12 protein-coding genes are annotated in these 13,735 nt (G+C 72.2%); 6 read left to right on the top strand and 6 right to left on the bottom strand.

What is annotated here, in order from left to right; all coding sequences use genetic code 11:
• The 3 genes from K7C98_RS14990 to K7C98_RS14980 all read right to left on the bottom strand — a co-directional run.
• Nucleotides 1-487, bottom strand: a 487-nt coding sequence (locus K7C98_RS14990) for a cation:proton antiporter (RefSeq protein WP_224192335.1), incomplete at its 3' end; no start/stop codon positions are given.
• 45 nt (nucleotides 488-532) lie between these two features.
• A complete protein-coding gene (locus tag K7C98_RS14985; RefSeq protein ID WP_224192334.1) occupies nucleotides 533-1,339 on the bottom strand; it encodes a Smr/MutS family protein in 807 nt (268 codons plus the stop codon).
• Between the two features lie 74 nt (nucleotides 1,340-1,413).
• Nucleotides 1,414-2,553, bottom strand: a complete 1,140-nt coding sequence (locus K7C98_RS14980) for a hypothetical protein (protein WP_224192333.1) — start codon at nucleotides 2,551-2,553, stop codon at nucleotides 1,414-1,416.
• A gap of 240 nt (nucleotides 2,554-2,793) precedes the next feature.
• On the opposite strand from K7C98_RS14980, the gene K7C98_RS14975 reads away from it, so the two are divergent.
• The gene (locus K7C98_RS14975; RefSeq protein WP_224192332.1) at nucleotides 2,794-3,246 is read left to right on the top strand and encodes a cupin domain-containing protein; all 453 of its coding nucleotides are present in this window, start codon (nucleotides 2,794-2,796) and stop codon (nucleotides 3,244-3,246) included.
• 57 nt (nucleotides 3,247-3,303) lie between these two features.
• Here K7C98_RS14975 and K7C98_RS14970 read toward each other — a convergent pair whose 3' ends face one another.
• On the bottom strand, nucleotides 3,304-5,715 hold the full coding sequence (locus K7C98_RS14970) for an FG-GAP repeat domain-containing protein (RefSeq protein ID WP_224192331.1): 2,412 nt from the start codon (nucleotides 5,713-5,715) through the stop codon (nucleotides 3,304-3,306).
• Between the two features lie 309 nt (nucleotides 5,716-6,024).
• Here K7C98_RS14970 and K7C98_RS14965 point away from each other — a divergent pair, with 309 nt between their 5' ends.
• The gene (locus K7C98_RS14965; protein ID WP_224192330.1) at nucleotides 6,025-6,507 is read left to right on the top strand and encodes a hypothetical protein; all 483 of its coding nucleotides are present in this window, start codon (nucleotides 6,025-6,027) and stop codon (nucleotides 6,505-6,507) included.
• A gap of 108 nt (nucleotides 6,508-6,615) precedes the next feature.
• Nucleotides 6,616-6,921, top strand: a complete 306-nt coding sequence (locus K7C98_RS14960) for a putative quinol monooxygenase (RefSeq protein WP_224192329.1) — start codon at nucleotides 6,616-6,618, stop codon at nucleotides 6,919-6,921.
• Nucleotides 6,922-7,251: 330 nt separating this feature from the next.
• On the opposite strand, the gene K7C98_RS14955 is transcribed toward K7C98_RS14960, so the two are convergent.
• Nucleotides 7,252-8,847 carry a XylR N-terminal domain-containing protein gene (locus tag K7C98_RS14955; RefSeq protein ID WP_224192328.1) on the bottom strand — a complete coding sequence of 532 codons (1,596 nt, stop codon included), beginning with the start codon at nucleotides 8,845-8,847 and terminating at the stop codon, nucleotides 7,252-7,254.
• Between the two features lie 159 nt (nucleotides 8,848-9,006).
• On the opposite strand from K7C98_RS14955, the gene K7C98_RS14950 reads away from it, so the two are divergent.
• Both K7C98_RS14950 and K7C98_RS14945 read left to right on the top strand, forming a co-directional pair.
• Nucleotides 9,007-9,474, top strand: a complete 468-nt coding sequence (locus K7C98_RS14950) for a nuclear transport factor 2 family protein (protein ID WP_224192327.1) — start codon at nucleotides 9,007-9,009, stop codon at nucleotides 9,472-9,474.
• Nucleotides 9,475-9,693: 219 nt separating this feature from the next.
• Entirely contained in the window at nucleotides 9,694-11,457 is a 1,764-nt protein-coding gene (locus K7C98_RS14945) for a S53 family peptidase (RefSeq protein WP_224192326.1), read from the top strand.
• Between the two features lie 64 nt (nucleotides 11,458-11,521).
• On the opposite strand, the gene K7C98_RS14940 is transcribed toward K7C98_RS14945, so the two are convergent.
• The gene (locus tag K7C98_RS14940; RefSeq protein ID WP_224192325.1) at nucleotides 11,522-12,055 is read right to left on the bottom strand and encodes a hypothetical protein; all 534 of its coding nucleotides are present in this window, start codon (nucleotides 12,053-12,055) and stop codon (nucleotides 11,522-11,524) included.
• Between the two features lie 241 nt (nucleotides 12,056-12,296).
• Here K7C98_RS14940 and K7C98_RS14935 point away from each other — a divergent pair, with 241 nt between their 5' ends.
• Nucleotides 12,297-13,712 carry a hypothetical protein gene (locus K7C98_RS14935; protein ID WP_224192324.1) on the top strand — a complete coding sequence of 472 codons (1,416 nt, stop codon included), beginning with the start codon at nucleotides 12,297-12,299 and terminating at the stop codon, nucleotides 13,710-13,712.
• Nucleotides 13,713-13,735 lie beyond the last annotated feature (23 nt).

Below are 13,735 nucleotides of genomic sequence, written 5' to 3'. Positions count from 1 at the left end.
AGACGATCAGCGAGGCGGCGTCGTTGACGAGGCTCTCGCCCTCGAGGATGGCGACGGCGACCCGCGGCACGCGCAGGCCGTGCAGCACGGAGGTGGCGGCGACGGCGTCGGGCGGCGAGATGATGCCCCCGAGCATGAAGCCGAGCGCGAGCGAGAAGTCGGGGATGATGGCGTGGGCGAACAGGGCCACGGCGGTGGCGGTGAACAGCACGAGGCCGAACGCCTGCAGGGCGATCGGCCCGCGCAGCCGCCAGAACTCCTTCCACGGGGTGAACCACGCCGCCTCGTAGAGCAGCGGCGGGAGGAAGACGAGGAAGACGAGGTCGGGATCGAGGCTGACGTGCGGGGCGCCTGGGACCTCGCTGATCACGAGGCCGCCGAGGACCAGCAAGATCGGGTAGGAGATCCCGAGCCGCTGGCTGAGCGTGTGCAGGACGCCGATCGCGAACAGCAGCGAGAGGACGAGCAGGAGTTCGTGGTGCAGCATCCGCGCGCCCGCGAAAGTTATCGCGGGTGCGCGCGGCCGGCCACGTCAGCGACCCGGGTCGTGATCCGGATCCGAAGCTGGCCCGGGGGACAGGTCGACGACGGTGGCGCCCCATCCGCCGCCGCGGTGGCCGCCGAGGCGATAGCCGAGCACGCGCGGGTGACGATCGAGGAGGGCGTGGACGGTGCGCCGCAGGGCGCCGATGCCCTTGCCGTGGACGATCCGGACCTCGGTGATGCCGCGCGCGAGGCAGACGTCGAGGTACTCGAGCACGAGGCGCTTGACGTCCTTCGGGCTGAAGTTGTGGAGGTCGAGCTCGCCGTCGATCGGGAGCTCGGCGGCGGCAGGCTCGCGGGCGGCGGCGCCGAAGAAGCCGGCGCGCCCGGCCCACGGGGCCCACGGCAGCGCGGCGACGTCGTTCGGGCGGTAGGCGGCGGGGCGCGCCAGGGCGGCGTGATGGAGGCTGGTGGTGCGCGCGGCGAACAGGCCGAGCAAGGGGCGCGCGCCCTGGACGGGGCCGGGCTGCCAGCGCTCGCCGAGGCGCAGCTGGAGGGTGAAGCGGCGCGGGCGACCGCCCCAGCGCTCGACGAGGATCCGCAGGTCGCCGAACAGGGCGGCGCCGATCAGATCGAGGGCGAGCGCGGCGGCGTCGTCGCCGTCCTCGTCGTCGCCGAGGCGCGCGCTGTGCCGCCAGCCGCTCAGGTCGACGAGGAGGTCGGGGCCGGCGAGGTGGACGTGGAGGTCGAGGCTGCCGGCGGTGACGCGCGCGTCGGGCCCCGAAGGCGCGGGGGCGAGGCCGCAGGCGGCCAGCAGGGCCGCGAGCTCGTGGGCGAAGGCGTCGCCGGGGGACATGACCGGGGCCAGTGTAGCGCGAGTGAATGCGCGGGAGAGCGGCTGTCTCTTCGGACAGGAATGAGGCGGCCCGCTCAGGTCGCGGGGAACAGCGCCTCGAACGCGGCGAGGGTGGCGGGGTCGGTGGCTCGCACGATCGTGCGGTCGATCCGCCCGCCCGGGCCGGCGATCTGCCACACGACGGCGACGCGGTCGTCGTCGTCGGTGCCGGCGATCAGGCAGCGATCGCCGACCCACTCGCGCGCGAGCTGCTGCTCCTGCTCGGTGGAGCTCGCCTGGCCGGCCTGACGGATCCGGTGCATGTGGTACATGACGGGTCCGATGCTGTCCTGATCGATGTAGCGGAAGCCCGGCGGCGGATCGGGCACGGGGGCGTCGATTTCGGCGAAGGCGCCGTCGATCTCGAGGTCCCAGCGACCGAGAGCGTGGGCCATGGACCCGCTGGATTCCTCGAACGCGGCGGTGACCGCTTCGGGGCCGCCGGCGAGGTAGGCGTGGCGCATGTACTCCGCGCCGTGGGCGTACAGGAAGCCAGATATGGCGGTTGTATATGGCTCCGCCGGATCGGCGAACAGGTCCTGCGCGTCCCGGATCCTGTTCTCGTACGACAGCCGCGCGGCCGCGGTGTCGCGGTCCCGCGTGCGGGACCACGCCAGATCGGCGAAGAAGGTGCTCTCGCCGGCGGCGGCGGCGTACAACGCGTGCCGGCGGTCCCACGAGGCGGCCTGCGCCGCCAGCCGCGCCGACAGGTCGGACTCCATGTCCCGGTGCGCCAGCGCCATGGCGTAGAGCAGGCCGAAGAGCTCGCGCTCGGGGTCGCTGCGATCGACGCCGATGACGATGCCTCCGCTCGCGTAGTCGACGTGGATGTACGGGGGCCGAGCCTCGGTCGCCGTCGATGGCTTGTATCCCGGGGGGAGCAGACCCAGGAGTTCGGCGGCGCGCGCCTCCTGGTCCTCCTGCCGTTGCTCCGCGGGCGTCAGCGTCGGGGGATACTCGCGGATGTAATCGCTGTGCGCCATCACCCGGATCGCCGGCAGCGGATGCTCGGCCTCGCGGACGCAGGCGATGACGCCGCGCACGTGCTCCTGGCACTCGCTGTCGCGGACGTCGCAATTGTCGGCGGGCCGCAGCGGGCACGGCAGGTCGGCGTCGTCGGGATCGGGACACGCGGTGACGAGCAGACCGAGCAAGGCGACGGCTGGCTTCGACATGGGCAATCCCCCGGGAAGATATCACGGTGGTACCGCTGCACCGCGCGGGGCGGCGCGTGCTGCAAGGCCGGGGCGAGACGGCGTTCCGGCGCGTGGTGGCCCGGGCGCGACAGGTGAGCACGACGCGGCCGAGGCTCGCGGTGCAGGTGAACGGCGACGTGCTCGCGCCGAACGGGTCGGTCGCGCGCGGTCGGCTGGATCACGGTTGCAAGATCTGCGGAGTCTGGCACGAACACGGGTATGAAGATCGACATCGAGACGGCGCCGACGCGGAGCGGCTCGGCATACCCGGCCCCGTTCGACGCGCCCTGCCAGCAGCGGCGACGGGTGCGGCTCGGGGCGGCGGCGGGGCTGCAGCAGTTCGGCGTCAACCTGCTGCACCTGCAGCCGGGGACGTGGTCGAGCCAGCGCCACTGGCACACGCGCGAGGACGAGTTCGTGTACGTGCTGGCCGGCGAGGTGGTGCTGGTGACCGACGAGGGCGAGACGCTGCTGCGCGCGGGCGAGTGCGCGGGGTTCCGCCACGGGGTGGCGAACGGGCACCACCTGCAGAACCGCGGCGCGGTCGAGGCGGTGGTGCTCGAGGTCGGGAGCGACGATCCCGAGGACGAGGTGGACTACCCGGACATCGACATGCGCATCGCGGGCGGCGTGTTCGTGCGCCGCGACGGGACGCCGTATCCGCCGAAGTGAGCGGCGAATGAACGTGGGGACATGCTCCGGGGAGCATGTCCCCGGGACCATGACCGATCAGCCCGGCGCGGGGCAGGCGGCGGCGGTGGTGAAGTCGCTGTTGTTGTCCTCGTTGCACTCGAGGATCGCGCCGTTGCCCTGGCTGGCGGCGTCGACCTCGACGTAGTAGTCGGCGGTCATGTCGCCCGGGGGGGCCTGGACCAGCAGCTTGACCTTCTCGGAGCCGCCGGGGAGCAGCGGGGTGACGGTGACGGTGCTGTTCAGGAGGGTGCCGGTGGCGTCCTGGCCCTGGTAGAAGTCGACGGCGACGCCGGCGGGCACGCCGAGGGCGCCCTCGTTGCGGACGGTGGCGATGAGCTCGAGCTGCTCGGCGCAGAAGCCGAGGCCGATCGAGAGCTCGACGGTGAGGTCGGGGGCGTTGAACACGCCCTCGCCCTGGACGTTCTGGCGGTAGTTGTTGAGGCCGGCCGTGGTCCAGTTGTCCTGCTCGGTGAGGGGGACGTTGCCGGCCGAGGTGGTGCCGGTGACGTGGTAGGTGTGCTGCGTCCACACGCGGCGCGTGGGCACCCAGCCGTCGCCGGCGTCGCCGTAGAGGAAGACGCCGCGGCGGTCCTGGTAGCCCGGCGCGTTGCAGCCGGCGAGGTTGGTGGCGACCATGAGGATCTCCGAGTTGCCGTCGGCGTCGGCGTCGACCACCAGCGGGTACTCGTGGATGGTGGCGCTCGAGTTCTCGATCTGCAGCAGGACGGTGCCGTCCTTGCCGGAGTAGACGCGGGCGTAGCACTCGTCGTTGTAGGTGACCTCGGCGGCGCCGTCGCCCTGGAAGTCGAACACGGACGAGCCGGTGGCGTTCGACGACTCATCCTGGGTGACGGCCGACCAGCGGCGATAGATGGCGCCGGCGGCGGGCATCGGATCGCCGTTGGGCTTGACGATCTCCTCGCCGTCGCGGTTGAGGTCGAACACGGTGTAGCGCGAGGCGCCGGCGACCGCGAGCTCGGGCCGGCCGTCGCCGTCGAAGTCGGCGACGGTCGGCGGACCGCCGAGGCCGCCGCCGGGGATGCTGCGCGGCTGGGTGCGCAGGCCGTCGTTGCCGTCGCACATGACGCCGGTCGGATCGACGCCGCACCACAGCTTGCCGGTGAGGCCGTCGAGGACGCGCACGGTGCCGCTGGCGGCGAGGATGACCTCGGGCGTGCCGTTCTGATCGAGATCGGCGATCGCCGGCCAGCCGTCGCCGCCGTTGGTGTTGTTCCACAGCTCGGTGACGACGACCGTGGGCGGCGCGCCGGGGGTCCAGTCGACGCTCCAGGCCTGCTTGCCGCTGACGATCTCGGGGTAGCCGTCGCCGGTCATGTCGGCGACCGCCGAGAGGCCGCCCTGGTAGTCGGCCGGCGAGCCGACGATGCCGCCGTTGTTGTTCAGGTTCCACACGACGAGGCCGTCGTGATCGAAGAGCGTGGCGCCGATGACGATCTCGGCCATCTCGTCGTCGTCGAAGTTGGCGAGGGTGATGCCGCCGTTCTCGACGCGGGTGGTGGCGGAGACGTTGTCGCCGGTGTGCGAGGTCCACAGGTGGTTGCCCATGCCGTCGACGGCGTGGACCGGGCTCTTGCCGCCGCTCGGGCGCCCGGCGTAGATGATGTCGGGCAGGCCGTCGCCGCTGACGTCGCCGACGGCGATGGTGCTGCGGCCGTGCGAGCCGAACTTGTTGTTGTTCGGGTCGTGGTCGATGCGGAACTTCTCGAGGCCGGTGGCGCCGTCGAGGACGATGATGACGCCGACGACGTAGTCGTTGGACTCCTTGTAGCGGGTGGTGTTGACGACGACCTCGGGGACGCCGTCGCCGTCGAGGTCGGCGACCGCAGGGCTCGAGAAAATCTCCTCCTCGGTCCACGACCACTCGGGCTTGGCGTTCAGGGTGTCGAACTCGGGCACGATCTCGCAGGTCAGCGGATCGGGCTGCGGCAGGCACTGGCCGAGGGTCTGCTCGCAGTACTGGCCGGGCTCGCAGTCGTAGGAGTCCATGCACGGCGCACCGGGCGTGACGCATTCGGCGCCCGAGCACACCTGGCCGCCGCCGCAGCACTCGAGCGCGGGACCGCAGTACACGCCGCTGTCACATACGGGCAGACAGTTGTCGGCGAGGCACTCGTTGCCGGCGGGGCAGCAGGCGGCCGGCTGCCCGCACAGGGTGCCGCCCTCGCACAGGTCGTCGCCGGTGGTCGCGGTGAGGCCGTCGGTGGTGTCGGTGGCGGTGCCGTCGGTGGCGGTGCCGGTCGGAACGGTGTCGCCGGTCATGCTCTCGTTCGAGGTCATGCCCGAGGTGGGACCGGTGGTCGGCGCGGTGGTGGTGAGGTCGCCGGTGCCGTCGGTGGTGGCCCCGGTGGTCGGCCCCGTGGTGTTGCCGCCGCTCGCGGTGACGGTCCCGCCGCTGTCACCGCAGCCCGCGGCGCCGACGACCAACAACAGACAGCTCGATACTCGCCCCAACCATGTTCCCTGCATCGCGGGCGAAGATCATCACAGGTGCCCGGGCCTTTCAACCGGAGGCGCCCCGGGCCATTTCTGCGCTTGTCCGCGGACGACGACGACGGGCCCTCGGGCCGAACACGAGCGCGACGAACGCCGACGTCGACGTCGCGGCGCGTGTGAACCGAGCGCGATCCTCGTTTACCGCCGGTTGACGTGGCGACGAGAAGACGCGACCGGCCGGCCGCGTCGACGCGTCACTCGACGGGGCGCGCGGACGGGCGCCTCGTCACTCGCAGGTACCGAATGTCACACCCGAACCTCCGTACACTCCTCGGCGCGCTGGTCTGCAGCGCGCTCGCCTGCGCCTCGTCGCCGGACCGCCTGAGAGGTCTCGACCGGCGCTTCTACCAGAACCTCGACAACCCCGAGGACAAGGCGGCGTTCCTCAAGACGCCGCCGGCCCAGCGGCAGACCTTCCTCAAGAGCAAGGTTGTTTGGGACAGGTGGCAGGCGCTCCCCGAGACCGAGCGCGCGGTCGCGACCCGCGGCGAGCTGAAGGCCGGCGCACACGAGTTCGCGGCCTTCATGGCCTGGGGCCCGCCGGCCGACACGCAGCGCGAGTCCGCCGGCGAGCGCGAGGTGGCGTTCCACACCTTCATCCGCTGCACGAGCGGGCCGAAGACCGGCCGCTATGTGCAGGCCACGAGCGCCTGCGACGGGACGTTCAACGAGATCGAGGTGGCGGTCGAGGGCGGGATCGTGACCGAGATCAAGCTGCTCAACTGAGGCGCGCGCGCGGTTGACGATCCGGTGAGATCGGGGGGCCCGAGGCCGCCGGGCGCTCGACGATTTGAGCAAGTGACAGCGAGGCGCCGGCGCGACAGCCTGCGCAGCATGACCCACGCTCAAGATCACGTCCACGTCGTCGCCACCCTCCAGGCCCGCCCGGAGCACGCCGCCGAGCTGGCGGCGCTGCTCGCCGAGCTGGCCCGCACCAGCCGCTCGCAGCCCGGCAACCTGCGCTTCGATGTCCACCGCCAGTCGTCGGACCCGAACCAGCTCATCACGATCGAGCAGTGGGACGGGGTGCCGGCGGTCGACGCCCACATGACGAGCCCGCACGTGGGTGCGGTGCTGGGGAAGCTCGGGCCGCTCCTGGCCGTGCCGCCGCAGATCGTCCGCTACACGCAGATCGCGTGACTTTCGCTGGCCGGAGACGCGGGCCGCGGAGAGCCGGGTGAGGCGGGCGCGGAGCGGCGGACCGTGGCCCCCGGAACGGCGGGCCCCTCCCGTCTCACGTGCTCGGCGCTGTCCCTTCGGACAGATGATGGCTCGGAGGACAGGTGAATCTCGCGCCCGGAGGACTGTGCGCCTGCGCGCGGTGAAACGCGGCTCCGTCCCGCCTGTGCCCCAGTCCGCCGCTCCGCGCCCGCCTGCGGAGAGCGTCGCCGGCCCGCTTGTCGCCGTGCGATTCGTTCCACTGGCGCGGCTCCCGGCGCGAGGAAGGAGCGAAATGCCCCGGTCGCGGCATTAGCCGTCGGTCTTGCGGAAGCGGTAGGCCAGCTGCGGGCGGGTGAGGCCGAGCAGGCGGGCGGCGGCGGAGAGGTTGCCCCCGGCGCGCTCGACGGCGCCGCGGATCAGGGCCTGCTCGAGCGCGTCGATGCCGGTGCGACGCTCGAGCAAGGCGTCGATCAGATCGTCGATGCCGGCAGGCGCGGGCTCCGGCGCGGCGGCGAGCGGCTGCAGCACGCCGGCGGGGGCCAGCTCGAGCCGCGCGGGCGGGGCCTCGTCGCCGCCGAAGAGGTGGCCGCGATCGATCGGCTCGTCGTCGCCGGCGAGCACCGCGGCGCGCGCGACCCGGGCCCACAGCTCGCGCACGTTGCCGGGGTAGTCGTGGTCGAGCAGGGCGTTGTTGGCGGCCTCGGTGACGCCACGCGGCCGCTCGCCGGGGGCGCGCGCGTGCTCGGCGAGGAAGCGGCCGAGCAGCAGCGGGATGTCCTCCCGCCGCTCGCGCAGCGGCGGCAGCCAGATCGGGAAGGCGCCGAGGCGCTGCACCAATTCGTCGCGCACGCCGCCGCCCCGACGCAGGTCGGCGCGCGTGCTGGCGAGCCAGCGCAGGTCGTGATCGCCGGCGTCGAAGGCGTGAAGTAATCTGTCCTGAAGTTCAGGCGAGAGGCGATCGAGGTCGGCGACCAGGAGGCTGCCGCCGCGGGCCCGCGCGAGCGCGTCGGCGAGGCCTGCCCGATCGAGGGCGCCGGCGCGGACGACCACGAAGGGGCCGCTCGCGCGCGGGCTGCGGTCGTGGAGGGCGCGCGCGAGGTGCCGCTTGCCGACCCCCGGCTCGCCCTCGAACAGGACCGGCAAGGCGGTGGCGGCGACGCGCTCGACGAGGGCCCAGGCGGCGCGCAAGCCGGTGGCGGCGCCGATGACCGGTCCGTGGTCGCCGGCGGCGGCGCGCGAGGCCTCGGAGGGGCTCGCGGCGGCGTGCGGGCGCTCGGCGAGGAACTCGAAGCCCGGCGGCGGGAGGTCGTCGCCGAGCGGCCGGCCGACGAGTCGACAGTGGCGCGCGCCGCAGGCCCGACACGCGACCTCGCGGTAGACGATCGGGCGACCCATGAAGACGGTGGTGAAGCCGCTGGCGTAGCCGATCAGGGTCCAGCAGACCGGCTCGGCGGCGGGGCCCTCGCTGCCGAGGTGGGCCTCGACCTCGGCCGAGCTGCGCCAGGCGAACTCGCCGCGGTAGTGGCCGCGTTCGATGTCGAACTGGACCTCGAGCGGGCGCACGGCGACCATGCCCTCGAGGGCGTGCAGCTGCGGGCCGGCGGCCAGCAAATCGTAGTAGCTGGCGCTGCCGCGGATCCGCCGCGCGTACTCGCCGTCGCGCTGGCCGGAGACGTAGCCCATGCGCGTGAGCACGGCGCGGGCCCGGGTGACGCCGAGCGCGGCGATCAGCTCGCGCCGCAGCGTCGCCAGCGCGCCGACGTGGACGAGGACCATGCGCTCGTCGCCGAGGGTGATCCGGCCGTCCTTGGGCCAAAAGCGCAGGTGCCGGAGCAGGTCGGCGCTGTCGGGCAACCGCAGGGCGTCGTCGTCGCCGGCGGCGACGAAGGGACCTTCCTCGCTCACGCGCGAGCACAGTAGGCCGATGCGAATGGGTCGATCAAGCCCGGCGATCGCGGGTGCATTCGCGGGATGTTCGGTTCCGCGCGAGGCCCCGAGCGGGCCTCCACCGGGGCGTTTCGCGGCGCTGCCCGGACGCGCGCGGCCGCGGTAGACTGCGCGGCCATGCACGCCAACGCCGAGACGATCCAGCGCTTTTACACCTGCTTCGCCGCGCGCGACGCGGCCGGGATGGCGGCCTGCTACGCCGACGACGTGGTGTTCAGCGATCACGCGTTCCCGGGCCTGCGCGGGCGCGAGGCCGGCGAGATGTGGCGCATGCTGTGCGAGCGCGGCAAGGACCTGAGGATCGAGTTCCGCGACGTCACCGCCGACGACGCCCGCGGCTCGGCCCACTGGGAGGCGTGGTACACGTTCAGGACCGGGCGCAAGGTGCACAACGTGGTCGAGGCGCGCTTCGAATTCCGCGACGGCGAGATCGTGCGCCACGACGACGAGTTCCCGCTGTGGGCGTGGGCGCGCCAGGCGATCGGCGCGCCGGGGCTGCTGCTCGGGTGGACCGGGTTCTTCGAGCGCTCGCTGCAGCGGCAGGCGCGGCGCCAGCTCGAGGCGTTCATGGCCGGCCGCTCGTGAGCGGCGACCGCGTACGCCGGTCGATCGGCGCTGGCCGCTCGCTCGCGATCGTGGTGCCGTCATTCATCGCAGGACCCGGGCGATCGCGGCAAATCGCATGAGTTCGCTTGCGGGGCGATGAACCTCGAACACGGTCAAGCCGTGCCCCCACGCCCGGATTTCCCCGGACGAGGCGCGCGGCACGGGGAGCGGCGTATGATGAATCGCGCGGGATGTGCGGTGGGACGTCTCGGGGGTGTCGCGTCGCGGGTCGCCGCGCTGGCGCTCCTCTCCGGATGCGGCGAGGAGGAGGCCGTCGGCAGCGCGACCGAGTCGTACACCAGCGGCGGCAGCGACACGACCGACCCGGGCCTCGAGACGATGGGCGGGTGGTCGGGCTCGTCCGGCTGGGTGACGACGGGGCCCGAGGACCCGATCGGGCCGTGCGGCAGCGATCCGCTGTGCCTGCCGCCGGGCGAGATGGTGCCGACGGAGAAGCCCGACGGGCTGCCGAGCCCGTTGCCCGGGGTGTACGACGATCAGGGCCCGGCGCCGCCGGACAACCAGTTCCGGGCGCTGATCGGCTTCCCGACCCGCCAGCGCGGGCTGCTCGAGAGCCGGGTGGCGCTGATGTACTCGTCGGGCCCGTGGTTCCGCCGGTACATGACGGTGGAGGCGTGGATGGCCGACCACGCGCCGCCGGAGAACGACGTCGCGCTGGTCGAGAACTGGCTGCGCTCGCGCGGCTTCAGCATCGACTTCGAGGCGAAGAACCGCCTGCTGGTCCAGTTCTCCGGGACGGTGGCCGACTTCAACGCGACGTTCCAGACCGAGCTGCACATCTGCATGCGCAAGAACCCGCTGTGGGAAGATCCGCCGTTCCCGGTGTATTGCACGCTCGATCGCTTCACGCTGCCGAAGTTCGTGGCCGAGCGCACCAACGGGCTCTGTACCGCCGACCTGCCGGCGGAGAAGGGCGAGCTGTCCAAGGAGGTCGGCGAGGTGGTGTCCGACCCGCCGGGGCCGGAGGCGTACGGGCCGCGGGTGTTCTACGGCGCCTACAACATGCACCCGCTGTTCGACGCCGGATTCACCGGCAAGGGCTCGACGCTCGGGATCGTGGCGGCCGGGACCTATCATTCGATCGACCTGCAGATCTTCTGGAAGTCGTTCGGCATCGAGCGCGAGCTGCCGACCCGCGTGGCGGTGATGGAGCCGGTGTTCGAGCGCGTGACCGAGACGGCGCTCGACACCCAGTGGGCCACGGCGATGGCGCCGGGCGCCGCCACCACGGTGTACGAGGGGCCCGACGCGCGCAACACGTCGCTGCTGTTCACGTGGAACCACGCGATCGCCGAGAACAAGGTCGAGGTGCTGACGTTCTCGTTCGCCCACCGCGAGGACTCCGAGCCGAAGCCGCTGCGCCACCAGTACGACGAGTCGGCGCTGATGGGCGCGGCGCTCGGGATGACGCTGATCTCGGCCAGCGGCGACTCCGGGATGCCCGACACGCCGTGCAGCAGCCCCTACGTGACCTGCGTCGGCGGTACGCGCCTGATCGCCGACCCGGAGGGGGTGATCGAGTCGGAGTGGGCGTGGGTGATGTCGGGCTCGGGTCCGGCGAAGACGTTCGCCCGCCCGTACTGGCAGGACGGCGACGTCACCCACGACCGGCGCGCGATGGCCGACCTGGCCCTCCACTCGTCGACCGAGTACCCGATGTGGATGCGCCGCTGGGCCAAGTGGGAGTTCTTCGGCGGCACGTCGTTCGCCGCGCCGGCGTTCGCCGGGATGATCGCGGTGGTCAACGAGCACCGCCGCGCCCGCGGACTGCCCCGCGTCGGCTACCTCAACCCGACGCTGTACCTGCACGCTCCCACCCGCAAGACGTTCCGCGACATCAAGTACGGCGCGACCGAGCACTACAAGGCCGGGCCCGGGTGGGACTATCCGACCGGGATCGGCGCCCCCGACATGACCGCGCTGGCGCAGGCGTTGCCGTGACCGAATCATGATATGTCCGTCAGGTCATGCCCTTTGGAGCATGTCCTGGCGGGCATTGTCGGGACTACTTGCGGATGGCCTCGAGGCGAGTCCGCACGTCGTCCCAGGTCGGCGGCTTGTCGGCGGTCTTCTCGCTCCAGTTGGTGGTCTCCCACCCGCGGGTGTACTTGAGCCCCTTCATGATGGCGGCGCTGTGGACGGTGCCGTAGACGAACTTCCGGCGCGAGGCGTCGTCGCGCCACAGCGAGATCGTGCGGGCGCTGCCGCACTTGTCGGACCACGCGAAGGCGGCGCCGAGCAGGCCCTCGTGGGTGAAGATGTCCATCACCGGCAGCTGGGTCTCGGCGTCGAGCGCGTCGCGGTTCTCCGGCGTGTGCCAGCCGGTGGTGGTGGCGACGACGTGCGGGAGCGGCAGCGGCGCGACGAGCTCGCCGTTGTCGTCGAACGCCGGGCCCATGAACGGCACGAACTGCATGTCGGACTCGTCGCACGCGGCCAGCTCGGCGATGGTCGGCTCCTCCGGCGGAGCGTCGTTGCTGTCGCAGGCGGCGGCCGCAAGAAGGAGAGATAGCGCGTAGTGGGCGGTTCGGGGCTGCATGTCCGGCTGCAACACCGCGCGGCGCCGGAAGTGTCACCGCGGCGATCGCGGGGCCGGGGTCGCAAACTCGGGCTGACGGCGGGGGATCGGGGGCGCCGGTCGCAGCGGTCTCGTCGCAGGTTTCGGCGGCGAATTCGCACGGATGTGAGCTCGTCGAGGCCGCCGCGCGAGGCCGGCGTGATCCGTGGGCTCGGGGGCGTCGGCTACATGGCCCGTAGTTACCGAGCGAAGGAGAATGACCTTGAAGACCTCGATGAGGACGCTGCCCGCGGCGGCGCTGGCCCTGTGCACTCTCGGCGCGTGTCCGCCTCCGCAGGAGGCGACCACCGACTCGCCCGACACCGACCCGAACACGACCGACCCCGGCACCACGACGGCAGAGCAGCCGACCACCGCCGCCGAGGCCTGCCCGGCGCCCGCAGGCCCGACGATGCACGACGGCGAGCTGGGCATGAACGAGGTGTGGACGGCCGAGGGCAGCCCGCACATCGTGACGCGCTTCGTGTCGGTGCCGGAGGGCGCGACGCTGACGATCGAGCCGTGCGCGGAGGTGCGGATGCAGGCCGATGCGTCGCTGGTGTTCGGCAACACGGCGACGACGGAGGTGACGACGCTGAAGGCCGAGGGCGAGCCGGAGCGGCCGATCCGGTTCGTGCGCGACGGCGACGAGCCGTGGGGCGCGATCGTGGCCTACGCGCCGGCGCAGCTGTTCCTGGCCCACACGACGCTGGCGGGCGGCGGGTCCGACCAATTCCTGCTGGGCGCGTCGCTGATGCTGCGCGGCGACAGCGAGACGCCGACGAAGAAGCTGGCGCGCGTCGACCACGTGACGATCGAGGACTCGCTCGGGAGCGGGGCGGTGGCGCAGTGGACCTCGGGCTTCATGCCGGGCTCGACGCAGCTGGTGGTGCGGGGCAGCGGCAACGAGGCGTTTCCGTACCCGCTGTGGGTCGGCGAGCACGCGCTCGACACGCTCCCCGACGGCGACTACACCGGCAACCTCGTCGACGAGATCCACATCGACGACGAGGGCGCGAACAGCAGCTCGGGCCTGCAAGAGGACGGGACGATGCGCGATCTCGGGGTGCCGTACCACTTCGGCGAGTTCGAGGGCTCGCGCTTCAACATCGGCGGACCGGCGCAGGCGCTGACGACGCTGACCATCGAGCCCGGGGTGACCATCAAGTTCCTGCCCGGGACGGCGCTGCAGGTCGAGCACTGGACGAGCGACGTCAATCCGGCGTCGGGCGCCCTGGTGGCCGTGGGCACGCCGGAGAAGCCGATCACGTTCACGTCGGCGGCGCCGAACCCGGCGGCCGGCGACTGGGTCGGGCTGTGGTACGGCAGCGTGCCCGCGGCCAACAACCGGCTCGAGCACGCGCGCGTCGAGTACGCCGGCGGCGAGTGCAGCTGCGTCGGCTTCACCTGCGCCGACACCGACGAGGCGAGCATCCTGTTCATCGAGGGGCTGCCGGCGAGCGCGTTCATCCAGAACACGACGATCACCCACAGCGCGGGCCACGGGATCGCGCGCGGCTGGCAGGGCGGCGGACCTGACTTTTCGGCCAGCAACACGTTCGAGGACATCGCCGGCTGCGATCAGACCATCCCGCGCGACGAGAACAACGACTGCCCGGACGGCGACGGCTGCGGCTGACGCCGCGTCATCGTCGTCGTCGG

Source organism: Nannocystis pusilla, assembly GCF_020073745.1.
In the GTDB taxonomy this organism is placed as follows: domain Bacteria; phylum Myxococcota_A; class Polyangia; order Nannocystales; family Nannocystaceae; genus Nannocystis; species Nannocystis radixulma.
This window is presented reverse-complemented; position numbering and strand designations above follow the sequence as displayed.

Excerpts from the sequence above, each read along its gene's own strand:
- K7C98_RS14985 (WP_224192334.1), bottom strand. The coding sequence starts at position 1,339 with ATGTCCCCCGGCGACGCCTTCGCCCACGAGCTCGCGGCCCTGCTGGCC.
- K7C98_RS14980 (WP_224192333.1), bottom strand. The coding sequence starts at position 2,553 with ATGTCGAAGCCAGCCGTCGCCTTGCTCGGTCTGCTCGTCACCGCGTGT.
- K7C98_RS14975 (WP_224192332.1), top strand. The coding sequence starts at position 2,794 with ATGAAGATCGACATCGAGACGGCGCCGACGCGGAGCGGCTCGGCATAC.
- K7C98_RS14965 (WP_224192330.1), top strand. The coding sequence starts at position 6,025 with ATGTCACACCCGAACCTCCGTACACTCCTCGGCGCGCTGGTCTGCAGC.
- K7C98_RS14960 (WP_224192329.1), top strand. The coding sequence starts at position 6,616 with ATGACCCACGCTCAAGATCACGTCCACGTCGTCGCCACCCTCCAGGCC.
- K7C98_RS14950 (WP_224192327.1), top strand. The coding sequence starts at position 9,007 with ATGCACGCCAACGCCGAGACGATCCAGCGCTTTTACACCTGCTTCGCC.
- K7C98_RS14940 (WP_224192325.1), bottom strand. The coding sequence starts at position 12,055 with ATGCAGCCCCGAACCGCCCACTACGCGCTATCTCTCCTTCTTGCGGCC.